Source organism: Streptococcus sp. HMSC066E07 (assembly GCF_001814695.1).
Lineage (GTDB): Bacteria > Bacillota > Bacilli > Lactobacillales > Streptococcaceae > Streptococcus > Streptococcus hominis.
In genome coordinates this window covers 22,883-38,296 of record NZ_KV817430.1, presented here as the reverse complement: position 1 = coordinate 38,296, position 15,414 = coordinate 22,883, and the positions used below count along the sequence as shown (strand labels likewise).

At 37.6% G+C, this 15,414-nt stretch carries 13 protein-coding genes; 2 read left to right on the top strand and 11 right to left on the bottom strand.

Annotated elements, in window-relative coordinates; translation table 11 throughout:
• Positions 1–54 precede the first annotated feature (54 nt).
• From HMPREF2984_RS03190 to HMPREF2984_RS03150, 9 genes are all read right to left on the bottom strand, one after another.
• Entirely contained in the window at positions 55–972 is a 918-nt protein-coding gene (locus tag HMPREF2984_RS03190; protein WP_003042474.1) for an MBL fold metallo-hydrolase, read from the bottom strand.
• A gap of 3 nt (positions 973–975) precedes the next feature.
• Positions 976–2,088, bottom strand: coding sequence for an acyl-CoA dehydrogenase family protein (locus tag HMPREF2984_RS03185; protein WP_049534057.1), 1,113 nt, complete (start codon positions 2,086–2,088; stop codon positions 976–978).
• A gap of 15 nt (positions 2,089–2,103) precedes the next feature.
• Positions 2,104–3,018 (bottom strand): LysR family transcriptional regulator, encoded by a 915-nt coding sequence (locus HMPREF2984_RS03180; RefSeq protein WP_003043021.1) that lies wholly within the window; start codon positions 3,016–3,018, stop codon positions 2,104–2,106.
• A gap of 188 nt (positions 3,019–3,206) precedes the next feature.
• Positions 3,207–3,860: a 3-oxoacid CoA-transferase subunit B gene (locus HMPREF2984_RS03175; RefSeq protein ID WP_070670445.1), complete on the bottom strand. Its 654-nt coding sequence runs from the start codon at positions 3,858–3,860 to the stop codon at positions 3,207–3,209.
• 1 nt (position 3,861) lies between these two features.
• Positions 3,862–4,584, bottom strand: coding sequence for a CoA transferase subunit A (locus tag HMPREF2984_RS03170; protein ID WP_003042516.1), 723 nt, complete (start codon positions 4,582–4,584; stop codon positions 3,862–3,864).
• A gap of 17 nt (positions 4,585–4,601) precedes the next feature.
• Complete coding sequence (locus tag HMPREF2984_RS03165) at positions 4,602–5,381, bottom strand: enoyl-CoA hydratase/isomerase family protein (RefSeq protein WP_003042664.1); 780 nt, start codon at positions 5,379–5,381, stop codon at positions 4,602–4,604.
• Positions 5,382–5,682: 301 nt separating this feature from the next.
• Positions 5,683–6,861: an acetyl-CoA C-acetyltransferase gene (locus HMPREF2984_RS03160; RefSeq protein ID WP_049534061.1), complete on the bottom strand. Its 1,179-nt coding sequence runs from the start codon at positions 6,859–6,861 to the stop codon at positions 5,683–5,685.
• Between the two features lie 15 nt (positions 6,862–6,876).
• Complete coding sequence (locus HMPREF2984_RS03155; protein WP_049534063.1) at positions 6,877–7,725, bottom strand: 3-hydroxybutyryl-CoA dehydrogenase; 849 nt, start codon at positions 7,723–7,725, stop codon at positions 6,877–6,879.
• A 96-nt stretch (positions 7,726–7,821) separates the two neighbouring features.
• Complete coding sequence (locus HMPREF2984_RS03150; RefSeq protein WP_049534065.1) at positions 7,822–9,030, bottom strand: acyl-CoA dehydrogenase FadE; 1,209 nt, start codon at positions 9,028–9,030, stop codon at positions 7,822–7,824.
• A gap of 360 nt (positions 9,031–9,390) precedes the next feature.
• Here HMPREF2984_RS03150 and HMPREF2984_RS03145 point away from each other — a divergent pair, with 360 nt between their 5' ends.
• Positions 9,391–10,707: an FAD-containing oxidoreductase gene (locus HMPREF2984_RS03145; RefSeq protein ID WP_070670441.1), complete on the top strand. Its 1,317-nt coding sequence runs from the start codon at positions 9,391–9,393 to the stop codon at positions 10,705–10,707.
• 203 nt (positions 10,708–10,910) lie between these two features.
• Here HMPREF2984_RS03145 and HMPREF2984_RS03140 read toward each other — a convergent pair whose 3' ends face one another.
• Together HMPREF2984_RS03140 and gyrA are read right to left on the bottom strand one after the other, a co-directional pair.
• Positions 10,911–11,654 carry a class A sortase gene (locus HMPREF2984_RS03140; RefSeq protein WP_049534067.1) on the bottom strand — a complete coding sequence of 248 codons (744 nt, stop codon included), beginning with the start codon at positions 11,652–11,654 and terminating at the stop codon, positions 10,911–10,913.
• Positions 11,655–11,674: 20 nt separating this feature from the next.
• On the bottom strand, positions 11,675–14,122 hold the full coding sequence (gene gyrA, locus HMPREF2984_RS03135) for a DNA gyrase subunit A (protein WP_070670439.1): 2,448 nt from the start codon (positions 14,120–14,122) through the stop codon (positions 11,675–11,677).
• 199 nt (positions 14,123–14,321) lie between these two features.
• Between gyrA and HMPREF2984_RS03130 the strand changes: the two genes are divergently transcribed.
• Positions 14,322–15,305, top strand: a complete 984-nt coding sequence (locus HMPREF2984_RS03130; protein ID WP_003024429.1) for an L-lactate dehydrogenase — start codon at positions 14,322–14,324, stop codon at positions 15,303–15,305.
• Positions 15,306–15,414 lie beyond the last annotated feature (109 nt).

Genomic DNA, 15,414 nt, shown 5'->3' with positions numbered 1-15,414 from the left:
ATAAATCATGCAACAAAAAATCACCTTTCAAAAACAAAAGGCAATTTTTGAATCTTAATGATACAAAACAGGCTTTCTATCCTGCTTATCGGTAAACGGAAGTCTTGGTTCGCGAATCCGTTTCACATAATCAACAATTTCCTTTCCTTCATGGTCAAATTCCACAACAGCAAAAAATTGATCGTGGTAAAAGAAAAATTTATAATGATTTTCAAATGCTTCCTTGAGCCATTTTTCTTTTGCAATAATGGAACGCATGGGGTAATCATCTACAGCAGCGACCCATACAGGCTTGCGATGCGCGTGAGTTAAGAGCAAGTCTGCCATATGAATCATGGTTTCATTTCCTTGTTTCAGCAAAATGATACTATGACCATTGCTATGACCACCAGTATGAACCATTTGAATTTCTGGTATGACATTCAAGTATTCCGTAAATGTCTCCACTTGATGTTGAATAGGTTCCCAATTTTCTCTGAGATAAGTCCCTTTAGTCCGATTATTTGGGTTCATCATCTCGTACCATTCAATATCATTTACAAAAATCTTAGCATTGGGAAAAGTTGAAACCAACTGATGATTTTCATTTAATTTTGTCAATCCACCAGAGTGATCGTGATGCATGTGAGTCATTAACACATAAGAAATATCTTCAGGAGTCAAACCTAAAAGTTCCAAGCTCTCTTCAATTCTGCTTTCAGATAAAATCCCTAAATTTCGTCTTTGTTTATCAGATAGTTTCGCAGTGTTAAAACTTGCATCAATTAAATAATTTTTATTTTTGTATTGAATCAATATTGGATCGGTTAATTCAACCATCATATTTTCTTCAGTTGTTGGATAATAGCGTGACCAAACAACTTTTGGTACAGGACCAAATAAAGTGCCTGCATCTGTCATTTTGTCAACTCCACGTAACCAAGTTAATTTCATATCTCCAAATTGATACTCTTGTAGAGCGAGTTCTGTCATTTCTTACTCCTTTAGCCACCTTTCGGCAATTTCTCTTCTGATAGAATTTCCAGATCTTCCATAGTTTTCAATAGTTTCTGCATCCTTTAAATAACGTTTGATATTAACCTTGTCGAATTTTTGTAAAGGACCAATTAGTCGAAGGATTTCATCGGATATCTCAATGGCAACTTTCGTCGTGTACAGTTTTATGCGAGAAACAAATTTTGCATCTTCTTCAATTTGACTAGGATAAGATGCAAAATAAGCTTCTGCAGAGCATAATTTATTATATAAATCAGCAAATTTATTTTGATGAATTTCCACATCAATCAAACGCTTTCCAAATCCTCTCCTCACTTTTGCAAATTCAATACCTTTATTGAAAGCCCCCTCAGCAACACCTAACGCAATAGCACTTAAGCCAAGTTGCATATTTTTAATGATGTTAGCAAATTGGACATCCCCAGCTAATTCGTCTCCCAATAAGGCGTTTTCCGGGAGCAAGACATTTTTTAGCGTGACTGAACTCAAAGGAAGACCTATCAAGCCCGGTTTTTCAATCTGTTCACCAATTAGCACATCCGAATCTTTTGGATCAACAATAAAGAGTCCGTACTTCTCCACCTTACCTTGTTCTTTTACTTTTGCCAAAACCAGTAGTATATCTGCAACGCTGCTATTGGAAATCATCGCCTTTTTCCCTGAGAGACACCATCCCTGCTCAGTCTTTGTTGCATACGTTTCAAGATCTTCTAGCCCCTTTAGATGTTTATACTCGCAAAATCCTAATCCTCCTATGTACTGACCTTTTAGTAACTTTTCAAGATATAATTCCTTTTGCTCTGCTGTCCCAAAATTCAAAATAGAATAAATTCCATAGCAACCTTGTGTTAATAAAATAGCTGAAAGAGCAGCAAATTCATTAGCAATTTTTCGGATAAATGTGATGAAATCAGAACTTAAGGTGTGATTCTCTTCAGATAAAATGGGCAAAAATATATCCATTTCGTTCGTCAATTCATCCCACATTTCCTTTGGAAAATAAGTTGATTCATCATGTGATTTTACATAGTTTTTGATTGCTGTATTCGTATATGAATCAATCATAGCTGCTGTAGTGCTAATTTTTGACATCAATTTGCTCCTTTATTAGGTATCAAGGCTCGAAATAGGCTGATAGTAACCTTTCAAAAGTTCTTCATAAACGTATGCTTCAACTTCATTATAATTTGCTTTATATGGTCTGCAGAACCAGATATTAAATGGAACCGGATCTTTAAAACGAACAGCTTTAAACTTATTTTTATCCACAAAATATTCTACTGGACGAGGTAAAATAGCAATCATATCATTCTTATACGTAGACTCTGTTAAAAAATCCCATGCTGATGATAAATATGTAAAATTTGTCTCTATCTTCTTATTTTTTAATTTTTCAGCTACTAATTCATAAGTGGTAAATGATTTATTAAATGTTGCTAAATCATAAGCGGCGATGTCTTTCCATTCAAGAAGTTCTTTATCTGCTAAAGGATGATTTTTATCCATATAAGCTGCATATTCATCGGCTTGTATAATATATTGCTCGTACTTTTTAGCATCTAAATTAGTCGGCTCAATCAATAAAACAAAATTTAAATCACCTTCAAGAAATTTTTGACGTAAATCCTTGCTTCCTCCCTCCACAACTTGAATATTAATGTGCGGATTATCCTTTAAAAATTTAGGAAGAGCACTGGCAAAATAAACACGCAAAATCAGAGAAGGAATGCCTAAATTAATGGTTCCTTTTTGTTTTTGCGCTTCCATATGAATCATGGATTGCATTTCTTCATGGCGATTGACAATTTCCGTAGCAAAACGATAAATTTTCCCACCAGCTTCTGTCAGACTTTCTAATCTTCCATTTCTACGATTAAAAAGCTGCAGTCCTTCAGTCACTTCAAAATTTGTGACAAATTGACTCAAAGCAGATTGACTAATATGAATTTTTTTAGCAGCAATCGAAAGATTACATCCGCATTCGACGATATTGATAAAGTAAGTCATTTGAATAATATCCATGTTCATCGTCTCCTATCTTTCAATATTTGTAATATAATTTGTCAGGAATAAAATAGCAACTGATCTTTTTAATATAGATGATCAGTTGCTAATAGGTTGATTAAAAACTTATCATCGATAAAGTTCGTTATAAGCATATAGTAACACACTTTATGGCAAACAGTAGCTATATTTGCTTGATAATTTAACTAGATAGACATTGTTTTTAAGTCATCTGACACGATTACTTCTCCCTCTGTCTTTTCAAGAACTTCTTCCAAAGAGACACCGGGAGCTAATTCTTTCAAAAGGAATTTCCCATCTTGAAAGCCAAATACCGCTAGCTCTGTGATGACCAAATCTAAAACTCCTTTAGCTGATAGAGGCAATGTGCACTCTTTCAGCAGTTTTGACTGTCCATCAACAGTAGTATGTTGGATAGCAGCGATAACCCTTTTGGCACCAACCAGAAGGTCCATAGCTCCTCCCATCCCTGGAGCAAACTTGTCTGGGATAATCCAATTCGCAATACTGCCATCTTGACTAACTTCTAACGCTCCTAAAACCGTAGCATCAACGTGACCTCCACGAATAATGGCAAACGAAGTTTGTAGGTCAAACAACGATGCTCCTGGTAAAAGAGTAATGGGTGCTCCTCCAGAATTTGCCAGATTTGCATCATAATTTTCTTTTGTTGGTGTCTCACCAAAACGAAGAGCACCATTTTCTGCTTGAAGGATCACATTTACGCCTTCAGGAATATAGTCAGCAGAGGCATTCGGAATACCAAATCCAAGGTTGATGACATCTCCATCTTTAAATTCAAGGGCCACACGTCTTGCAATAATTTCTTTTGATTTCATATTAATTTACCCCTGCCAATTTTTTAGTTTCTATCCAGAGGTCGCCCATCATTTTATGATGTTCTTTAGAAGTCAAGCTTTCAACAACATAGTCTACAAGAATTCCGGGAATATATACATCGTTAGGATCAATTTCACCAACTTCAACAATTTCATTGGCTTCAACAATCACTGTATCAGCTGCAAGAGCCAGCTGCAATGAAATATTTTTAGTTGTCCCATCAATGTATAAATTGCCATATTTATCTGACTTGGTAGCCTTAATCAAAGCAACATCAATTTTCAAAGGGTCATAAACAAGATATTCTCTGCCGTTGCGAGCTACTTTTTCATAATCTTTTTCCAAAATAGTCCCAACGCCAGTCGGAGTCAAAACAGCTCCCAAACCAGCACCCGCAGCATGAAGTCGTTCAACCACGGTTCCCATTGGTGTGAATTCAACTTCCATATCACCGCTAAAATATTCATGTTGTGCGGCAGCGGAAGTACCCACGTGAGCTGCAATATATTTTTTAACTTGGTGATTTTCACACAAGCGACCAACGCCAATCTCTTTACCCGGTTGTGAGGTAACAACAGATACTATTGTTAAGTTCTGTTGATTTTGTCGAACCAATTCTTCAATGAGTTCAAATGGCTCACCCACTCCAAGAAAACCTGAGATACCTACAATATCTTCAGATTTAATGTTAGAAATTGCTTCTGATAATGTTACAATTTGCATGCCAATATCTCCACTTATTACTTACGATTAAAAACCGCCTTGCGTTTTTCTACAAAAGCACGCATCCCTTCTACTTTGTCCTCTGTAGAGAACAACAATGCTTCAGCTTCCGTTTCAAGTCTGATAGCATTTTTTAGTGGGAGTTCCGAACCAACTTGAATGACATGCTTAGCTTTTTCCACAGCTAACGGTGCATTCTTTATCATGGCTGCAGCCAATTCTTCAGCTGAGCTTAATAGTTCTTCGACGGAAACCAGCTTGTTAAGAATGCCTAGTTCATAGGCTTCTTGACCTTTCACCGTACGAGCAGTGAAAATCAATTCTTTCGTACGGCTTGTTCCAATTAAACGAGACATACGTTGAGTACCAGCGAATCCTGGGATAATGCCCAAGCCGACTTCTGGAAAGCCTACAACTGTTTTTTCATATCCAATACGAATATCCGTTGAAAGTGCCAGTTCCATTCCACCTCCGAGTGCATAGCCATTGAGTACCGCAATCGTTGGCTGACGTAAATCTGAAAGGCGAGTAAAGGTATTGTTTGCAAATGTCATGTATTCAAAAGCTTGAATCGGTGACATTAAGTCCATTTCCTTAATATCAGCCCCAGCTACAAATGCTTTTTCTCCTGATCCTGTCACAATGACAACACGAATGTCTTCACTGTTTTCAACTTGATCAAGAACTTCATTCAAATCAGCCAAAACCTGAGAACTCAAAGCATTTAAAGCTTCAGGACGGTTGATCGTGATGTAGCCGATTCTGTTTTTAACTTCTAATAAAACAGTTTTACTCATTTTACTGCTCCTACTTATAAAATTTGAGTTATAAAGTATATAGTGTCAACAAATACTTGAACCAAAAATGTAAGAGCTTACAATGCTATGATATCCCATTTTTCCATTCTCGTCTACTTAATCTTAATTTATAACTCTATAAGTTTAACTTATAGAGTTATAAAAAATACTAAGACTTTTTGATTTTCAAAATAAAAAAACAAATTCTACTAAGAATCATTTAAGATAAACATCTTAGATAGAATTTATTTTACAGAGTAAAAAAATCAAATGGTAAATTAAATTTAGTAGGTAATTATTTTTAACGTTCTACAATGACTGCTGTGCCCATTCCTCCTCCGATACAAAGAGTTGCAAGACCACGTTTAGCATCGCGTTTTTCCATTTCATGCAACAAAGTAACCAGAATACGGCAGCCTGATGCTCCAATTGGATGACCAAGTGCAATGGCACCACCATTTACGTTTACTTTTTCCGGATCAAGATTTAACTCCTTACCAACAGCACATGCTTGCGATGCAAATGCTTCATTGGATTCAATCAAATCAAGGTCTTCAACTGTAAAACCACCTTTTTCAAGTGCTTTACGAGAGGCATAAATTGGTCCGCAACCCATGATTTTTGGATCTAAGCCCGCACTAGCATATGATTTAATAGTTGCTAAAACGGGGATGCCTAATTCTTTTGCTTTTTCTGAACTCATGACAACAACTGCTGCTGCTCCGTCATTGATACCAGAAGCATTACCAGCCGTGACAGTTCCACCTTCTTTAAAGACAGGACGCAATTTAGCCAAACCTTCTAATGAGGCATCTTTTCTTGGAAATTCATCCGTATCAAAAATAATTGGCTCACCTTTTCTTTGTGGAATAACCACTGGAACAATTTCTTCTTTGAAACGTCCAGCTTCAATAGCTGCCACAGCACGTTGTTGAGATTGCACAGCAAAAGCATCTTGAACTTCACGAGAAATATCATACTGCTCTGCTACATTTTCAGCAGTAATTCCCATATGGAAATCACCAAAAGCGTCAGTCAGACCGTCGCGCAACATAGTATCAACAACTTTAGAGTCTCCCATACGAGAGCCCCAACGTTGATTTTGCAGCACGTATGGTGCTTGGCTCATATTTTCTGCACCACCCGCTACGATGATATCAGCATCTCCACAAAGGATAGCTTGTGCGGCCAACTGAACAGTTTTAAGCCCTGAACCACATACTTTATTGACTGTGAATGCTGGAGAAGATATAGGGATACCTGCATTGACACTCATTTGACGTGCCACATTCTGACCAAGTCCTGCCCCTAAAACATTTCCCATAATCACTTCATCAACTTGTTCAGCCTTCAAATTTGCTCGTTCCAGCGCGCTTTTGATAACCAAGCTTCCCAAATCAACAGCTGAAATATTTTTCAAACTTCCACCAAAAGAACCTAATGGTGTACGAACTGCTGATACAATAACTGCTTCTTTCATTTCTTGCTCCTTACCTTAGTATTTAAAGAAACCTTCCTTGGTCTTACGACCAAGTTTATTAGCTTCAACCATTTTTTTCAACAATGGAGCAGGACGATATTTTGGATCACCAAACCCATTATTCAATACGCCCATAATAGCCAAGCAAACATCCAAACCAATTAAATCTGCTAAAGCCAAAGGACCAATTGGATGATTAGCTCCTAGCTTCATCGCTTCATCAATTTCTTCAGCTGATGCTACTCCTTCTCCGAGAATGAAAATTGCTTCATTAATCATCGGAATCAACACTCGATTTACAACAAAACCATAAGAATCTCTAACATCAACTGCTGTTTTACCGATTTTGTCAGTCAATTCACGAACAGTTTTGACTACTTCTTCTGATGTTTGAAGTGCTTTGATCACTTCGACCAATTTCATAACAGGAGCAGGATTAAAGAAATGCATACCAATAACTCGTTCTTGATGCACTATTGCTGCTGCAATGTCAGTAATTGACAAAGATGATGTATTGGACGCTAAAATTGTTTCTGGTGTTGTTAATTCATCTAATTGTTTAAAAATACTCAACTTAATGTCTCGGTTTTCAGTAGCAGCTTCAATAACTAACTGAACATTTTTTGCATCTTCGTATGAGGTTGAGGGAATCAACTTACTCAAAATACTATTTTTATCAGTTTCTGACAGACGACCTTTCTCTACAGAACGTGTCAATTGCTTGGTAATATTCCCGATTCCTCTTTCAACGAATTCGTCTTTAATATCATTCAAATACACTGTAAAGCCTGATTGGGCAAAGACTTGTGCAATACCACTTCCCATCTGACCTGACCCAATGATCATCACTTTTGAAATATTCAATTTTCTCTCCTATCTAATATTAACATTATAAAGTTTAAAATGAAAGAATAGGAACGATTGAATGATGAATACTCTTCAACCGTTCCTGCTTTGTCATTATACAAATGCACCTAAGCCAGTAATTTCACGACCAACAATCAAAGCGTTGACTTCATGAGAACCTTCATAAGTATAAACAGCCTCAGCGTCTGCAAAGAAACGGGCAACATCTGTTTCAAGAGTGATTCCATCCCCTCCGCCTACTTCACGAGCAAGGGCAACAGTTTCTCGCATAACGAGTGAATTATGCATTTTAGCAAGGGCAGAATTTAACATTAATTCATTGCCAGCTTCTTGCATTTCAGCAAGACGAACTGAGTAAGCAATAACTGCCACAGCATTCGCTTGCATTCTAGCCAATTTTTCTTGAATGATTTGGAATTTAGCAACTGGACGTTTAAATTGTTGACGGTTTGTAGTATATTTTAATGCTGCAACAAATGAACCACAAGTTATTCCCATAGCAATATGAGCCACATCAGCACGAGTAAATGTAAGAATGCGAGCTACATCTTCAAAACCATTGATGTTTACCAAACGGTCTGAGTCTGGAACTTCAACATTTGTCATTGTGATATGACCATTTCGAACACAACGAAGTGCAATTTTATGTTGAATAACTTCTACATCGTAACCAGGAGCTCCTTTGCGAACGATAAAGCATTTAATTTTGCCATCTGCAACGTCACGAGCAAATACTGGAATAACATCAGCTGTATCTGAACCACCAATCCAACGTTTTTCACCGTTAATAATCCACTTGTCTCCTACACGTTCAGCAGTTGTTGCAAGCCCACCTGCGATGTCTGAACCAGAAAGTGGTTCTGTCAAAGCAAAACATCCCTGCCAATCAAACGCTGCTAATTTAGGAAGAAATTCTTTTTGTTGGCGTTCGTCTCCACCGAGTAAAATTGTGTTATAGCAAAGTCCACCATGCACAGTATAGAATGTAGCCATTGATGTATCAAAACGAGCCAATTCCAAATAAAGGAATGCAATATAAAGTTCTGACGGTTTATAACTGCCTTCACGTCCTTCGAACAATTTAGGATTGTTCATAATTTGAGCGCCTTTGGCAACTGCGTAAAATTGTTCAAATGGAAAATCAGGTTTTTCCCAATGTTCATTGATCACAGGACGAAGATGTTTTTCAATCAAACGACGAGTTTCTTGCAAAACTTCTGCTTCTCCCAGTGTTAAATCGTCTGCATAGTGAAAGAGATCTTCAGGATATAATTCACGTAAAATTTCTTCTTTGGTTGCCATAATATGGACTCCTTTATAATAATGTTATAAGAGCGCTTTCATTTCAAGGCTCAGTATTTGTTGACGCTTACATTTTATATCAGATATGATCTTGTGTCTACTTAAGAAAAATTAATCGTCCCATAAGTTTCTATTATACATATTGATTTTACTGACCTTTCAAAGGATAAAGGCAAGATTTTACAAATAAAATTTTTCCAAAAGTTAAAAATTTATTTGTAAAAATAATTGAATTTCTAAAAATATTTCTCTAATTTCAAAGAAATTCTTTTCCCCAATCCTTTACCAATCCTCCAGAGCAAAATGCGAGCATTTGCAAAATGAATATGTTACAATGCTTATAAAAACGGAGGAAAAATCATGTTAACATACGATTTAATTGTTATTGGTTTTGGTAAAGCTGGTAAAACATTGGCAGCAAAAATGGCAACACAAGGAAAAAATGTTGCCTTAATTGAACGTAGCAAAGCCATGTACGGTGGAGCTTGTATCAATATCGCTTGTATTCCAACCAAAACTTTATTAGTCGCCGCAGAAAAAGGACTATCATTTGAAGAAGTAATGGCTGAGAAAAATGAGGTTACTAGCAGACTTAATGGGAAAAATTACGCAGCCATTAGTAGTGCTGGAGTAGATATTATTGATGCAGAAGCTCATTTTCTGTCTAACAAAATAATTGAAATTGTAGCAGGCGACGAAAAGCAAGAGCTAACAGCCGAAAATATCGTCATCAATACGGGCGCTATCTCAAATGTTTTACCAATTCCAGGACTTACTACAACAAAAAATGTTTATGATTCAACAGGCATTCAAAATCTTTCTACATTACCTAAACGTCTTGGCATCCTTGGTGGTGGAAATATCGGTCTTGAATTTGCAGGACTTTTCAATAAGCTAGGAAGCAAGGTTACTGTCCTTGATGCTGCTGATACTTTTTTGCCACGTGTAGAGCCTTCAATTGCCACTTTGGCTAAACAATATATGACGGAAGATGGCATTGAAATTCTTCAAAATATTTACACTCAAGAAGTGAAAAATGACGGTGAAGAGGTGCTTGTCATTGCTAAAAACGAAATATTTCGCTTTGACGCTTTGCTTTATGCTACCGGTCGTAAACCAAATATCGAACCATTAAAACTTGAAAATACAGACATCCAAGTTATAGACCGCGGTGCTATCCAAGTGGATAAGCATTGCCAAACAACTGTTCCTGGTGTCTTTGCTGTTGGTGATGTCAACGGTGGACTACAATTTACTTATGTTTCGCTAGATGATTTTCGTGTCGTTTTCCATTACTTAGCCGGTGATGGCTCCTACACACTTGAAAATCGCAAATATGTACCGACTACCATGTTTATCACTCCCCCACTTGCACAAATTGGTTTGACAGAAACCCAAGCTAAAGAACAAGGCCTGCCCTATGCTACCAAAGAAATTCCAGTTGCAGCCATGCCACGTGGACATGTTAATGCAGATCTTAGGGGAGCGTTTAAAGTTGTTGTTAATACAGAAACTAAGGAAATTTTAGGGGCTACTATCTTCTCGAAAGGTGCTCAAGAAATCATTAACATTCTAACTGTAGCTATGGATAATAAGATTCCTTATACTTATTTCACAAAACAAATCTTTACTCATCCAACTTTGGCTGAAAATCTTAATGATTTATTTGCGATTTAGTCACGACTTCTGTACTTCGACAAACATGTTGTCATAAACCACTTTGATTTCATTCGACAAAAAAGCAAAAGTGGGATAGGGCTGAGAACTAAAAATTTTTAGCCCGTTCTCTCACTCTTGCAAAGCTTGCTCAAGTATCGCGTGACTATTTATTTCCATCATAAAAACGAGGCTGAGATATTATCGTCCCAACCTCGTTTTTATTATAGTTGCATTTGATTATATGTTTTACTAAATGCATTTAAAATTTCTTTTGGCGCGTCTTTATAAGAAGTTTCTCCTTCTAGCGTTCCTTTAACAATCGTTCGTGACGTAGCCGCAGCATCTTCACAAGTCACCAAAGTCACTTCATTGACACCTTCGCGGTCATTAATCACATCTACTCTATCAGGTGCCACATTCTCAACTGAAGTAATGGAATAAGTATAAATTTTTTCCTTATCTGTCAGATAAATTTTCATTCCGGCTTTAGCACGATCTAAAGGAGAAAAGAGCATATTGCTTGCACCTGTAATCCCAAATACATGGTGACTAGCCAATGCATAATTCCCTTTCCCCATTTGCTGTGTTTCTTTCATCGTACCTGCGCCATAATAAAGACCCACATTGCCCAAGCCTTTAAAAATTGGCAAATTCATCGAAAGTTCAGGAATAGCAATTCCACCAATAACTGGTAATTGCTGTGCTTTCCATTGCGCATTAATCACATCTTCGGTAGACAGCGATTTAACTTTATCGAAATTAAAGCTAGTTTTGGCTTTTTTATTTTGAGTGATTTTATCTTTTGAAACATTGCTCACTTGATATCGATTGGTATGCCAAACCATGATCATATTCCGAATAGAAGAGTTGAAAATAAGTGCAAGTGCAACAATGATTAACAATGTCGCAATAATATTAATCAGAATATTTTTTCTTTTATTATGTTTTTTTCTTGTTGATGACATAACATTTCCTTTTATTTAGTTTATTCTTCATCCACTTCTTTTTCATTCTCTGCTGCAACGCTTGTAAAAGTAACAATCTGCGCTCCCTTATCTAGTCGCATTACTTTAACACCCAAAGTTGCACGTCCTGTTTGAGAAATATTAGCAACATTTGTCCGAATAATAACCCCTGTATTTGTGATAATCATCAAATCTTCATCACCATTCACAGCCATAAGCCCCGCTAATGGACCATTTTTCTCAGTAATATTAGCTGTTTTCATTCCTTTTCCGCCACGACCTTTCGTAGCGTATTCACTAGCTAAAGTACGCTTGCCATATCCTTTTTCAGTGATAACTAACACTTCTTGATCATTCGAAATGACACTTGCTCCTACAACATGGTCATCCGCACGCAAATTCACTCCACGCACACCAGTCGCAGCTCGTCCCATATTTCGAACTTGATTTTCGTTAAATCGTACAGCATATCCCATTTTGGTTCCGATAATGATATCTGCGTGACCATTTGTCAAAAAGACGTTGATGAGTTCATCCTCATCTTTTAAATTCAAAGCTTTCAGACCATTTTGACGAATATTAGCAAACTCTGTTACGCTTGTCCGCTTCACAACACCATAGCGCGTTGTGAAGAAAAGGTAGGAATGATCATCATGCTCGGCTTGAACATTGATAATCGTCTGAATTGTTTCACCTTCGTCTAATTTCAACAAATTAACAATTGGCAAACCTTTCGCTGTACGGCCGTATTCAGGAATTTCATAACCTTTCAAGCGATAAACGCGACCTTTATTGGTAAAGAAGAGTAAGCGATCATGTGTGCTGGTAGAAACTAATTCACGGACAAAATCGTCATCCTTTACACCTGTTCCTTGAATACCACGACCACCACGTCTTTGCGCAGTGAATTCATCTTGGTTCAACCGTTTGATATAGCCTTTATTGGAAAGTGTAATCAAAACATCTGCTTCTTCGATGAGATCTTCATCTTCCAAAGACAGTACTTCACCAACCATTAGTTCTGTACGACGTTCGTCAGAAAACTTACGTTTAATCTCTTCTAATTCTTCCTTGATAATCGCAACAACTCGTTCTGGTTTAGCTAAAATATCTGCTAAATCTGCTATCAATTTCATCAAGTCGTCATATTCAGATTGAATCTTATCCCGTTCCAATCCCGTTAAACGGCGAAGACGCATATCCAGAATCGCCTGACTTTGACGTTCGGATAATTCATAGCGTGCCATTAACTCTGCTTGCGCTTCTGCATCTGTCTCACTGTTTCGGATGATGCGAATCACTTCATCAATGTGATCAAGTGCAATCAGCAAACCAGCTAAAATATGTGCACGAGCTTCCGCCTTTTCCTTATCAAAAACCGTCCGACGTGTCACCACTTCTTTTTGGTGTTCAATATAAGCAAACAAAATTTCGCGTAAAGACAGAATCTTTGGCACTCCATTTTGGATCGCCAACATATTGAAACTAAAATTCGTCTGCATTTGCGTTAATTTAAATAAATTGTTCAAAATAACATGCGCACTTGCATCCCGCTTCACATCAATGATAAAACGAACCCCTTCACGGTTAGATTCGTCACGAACCGCTGTAATTCCGTCAATACGTTTTTCTTGAACCAGTCGCACAATATGCTCATGAACTTTGGTTTTATTGACCATATACGGAAATTCAGTGACGACAATTCGTTCACGACCAGATTTAGTTTCTTCGATTTCTGTCCGAGCACGTAAAACAATGGAACCCTTCCCAGTTTCATAAGCGCGATGAATGCCTGATTTCCCCATAACCAAAGCGCCTGTCGGGAAGTCTGGACCAGGCAACACTTCCATAAGGTCACGTGTGGTCACATCTGGATTATCCATGACTAATTTTACAGCATCAATGGTCTCACCAAGATTGTGAGGAGGAATGTTTGTTGCCATTCCCACAGCAATACCTGTCGCCCCATTGACCAGCAAATTAGGAAAACGTGACGGTAAAACTAATGGCTCACGCTCACTGCTATCATAGTTATCTGCAAAATCAACTGTATTTTTGTTAATATCACGTAACATTTCAAGCGATATTTTGCTCATCCGAGCTTCTGTATACCGTTGTGCCGCAGGACCGTCTCCGTCCATAGAACCAAAGTTTCCGTGACCATCTACTAACATGTGACGGTAAGACCACCATTGCGCCATCCGCACCATTGCTTCATAGATAGAAGAATCTCCATGTGGGTGATATTTACCCATAACATCACCCGTGATACGAGCAGATTTCTTATGTGGTTTGTCAGGAGTCACCCCCAGCTCATTCATCCCATACAATATTCTTCGGTGAACAGGCTTTAAACCGTCTCGAACATCCGGAAGAGCACGAGCAACAATGACACTCATGGCATAATCGATGAAACTCGTCTTCATTTCGCTCGTTAAATTCACATTTACTAAATTATTATCCTGCATTAAAAAATGCCTCTCTTCAATTTATATGACCATATCATTATAACATAAATTGGGATTTTTTTCAGTAAACACCCTTTGTTGTAAAAACGTTTACATAAGATGATATGTATTATATTCGTGACAAAATGTTACAAAAGTGATAGAATAGATGTGTAAAGGGAAAACGTTCCCCAATAAAATAAAGGAGATGTTTAGCAAAATGACTCTTACTAAACAACATAAAAAAGTCATCCTTGTTGGTGACGGTGCTGTAGGTTCTTCTTACGCATTTGCTCTTGTCAACCAAGGAATCGCCCAAGAACTTGGTATTGTTGATATTTTCAAAGAAAAAACAGAAGGGGATGCTGAAGACCTCAGCCATGCCTTGGCTTTCACTTCACCTAAGAAAATTTATTCAGCAGAATATGCTGATGCACACGATGCAGATCTTGTCGTTTTGACTGCTGGTGCACCACAAAAACCAGGTGAAACTCGTCTTCAATTGGTTGAAAAAAACCTTCGTATCAACAAAGATGTTGTTACTAAAATTGTTGCTTCAGGATTCAACGGTATCTTCCTCGTAGCTGCTAACCCTGTTGACATTTTGACTTACTCAACTTGGAAATTCTCTGGATTCCCTAAAGAACGTGTCATTGGTTCAGGTACTTCTCTTGACTCAGCACGTTTCCGTCAAGCACTTGCTGAAAAATTAGATGTAGATGCTCGTTCTGTCCATGCTTACATCATGGGAGAACATGGTGATTCAGAATTCGCTGTTTGGTCACATGCCAACGTTGCAGGTGTCAACCTTGAAAATTATCTTCAAGACGTAGAAAACTTCAATGCTGCTGAATTAGTTGACCTGTTTGAAGGTGTCCGTGATGCTGCATACTCAATCATCAATAAAAAAGGTGCGACTTTCTATGGTATCGCAGTTGCCTTAGCTCGTATCACAAAAGCTATCCTTGATGACGAAAATTCAGTTCTTCCACTTTCAGTATTCCAAGAAGGCCAATATCCTGGCGTTACAGACTGCTACATTGGACAACCAGCTATTGTCGGCGCACATGGTATCGTACGTCCAGTAAATATCCCGTTGAATGATGCTGAAAAACAAAAAATGCAAGCTTCTGCTAAACAATTAAAAGACATCATCAATGATGCCTTCTCCAAAGAAGAATTTGCTTCAGCAGCTAAAAACTAAAGAATTTCCTTTCTTACTCCTTGTTTTATCAAGGAGTTTTTTCATATCTAAAATGGATACGATAAAGTTGATTTGCACGGCATCATGACTTTATCGTATCCATTATTTT

Excerpts from the sequence above, each read along its gene's own strand:
- HMPREF2984_RS03185 (WP_049534057.1), bottom strand. The coding sequence starts at position 2,088 with ATGTCAAAAATTAGCACTACAGCAGCTATGATTGATTCATATACGAAT.
- HMPREF2984_RS03145 (WP_070670441.1), top strand. The coding sequence starts at position 9,391 with ATGTTAACATACGATTTAATTGTTATTGGTTTTGGTAAAGCTGGTAAA.
- HMPREF2984_RS03160 (WP_049534061.1), bottom strand. The coding sequence starts at position 6,861 with ATGAAAGAAGCAGTTATTGTATCAGCAGTTCGTACACCATTAGGTTCT.
- HMPREF2984_RS03170 (WP_003042516.1), bottom strand. The coding sequence starts at position 4,584 with ATGCAAATTGTAACATTATCAGAAGCAATTTCTAACATTAAATCTGAA.
- HMPREF2984_RS03175 (WP_070670445.1), bottom strand. The coding sequence starts at position 3,860 with ATGAAATCAAAAGAAATTATTGCAAGACGTGTGGCCCTTGAATTTAAA.
- HMPREF2984_RS03165 (WP_003042664.1), bottom strand. The coding sequence starts at position 5,381 with ATGAGTAAAACTGTTTTATTAGAAGTTAAAAACAGAATCGGCTACATC.
- HMPREF2984_RS03150 (WP_049534065.1), bottom strand. The coding sequence starts at position 9,030 with ATGGCAACCAAAGAAGAAATTTTACGTGAATTATATCCTGAAGATCTC.
- HMPREF2984_RS03140 (WP_049534067.1), bottom strand. The coding sequence starts at position 11,654 with ATGTCATCAACAAGAAAAAAACATAATAAAAGAAAAAATATTCTGATT.
- HMPREF2984_RS03180 (WP_003043021.1), bottom strand. The coding sequence starts at position 3,018 with ATGGATATTATTCAAATGACTTACTTTATCAATATCGTCGAATGCGGA.
- HMPREF2984_RS03190 (WP_003042474.1), bottom strand. The coding sequence starts at position 972 with ATGACAGAACTCGCTCTACAAGAGTATCAATTTGGAGATATGAAATTA.
- gyrA (WP_070670439.1), bottom strand. The coding sequence starts at position 14,122 with ATGCAGGATAATAATTTAGTAAATGTGAATTTAACGAGCGAAATGAAG.
- HMPREF2984_RS03130 (WP_003024429.1), top strand. The coding sequence starts at position 14,322 with ATGACTCTTACTAAACAACATAAAAAAGTCATCCTTGTTGGTGACGGT.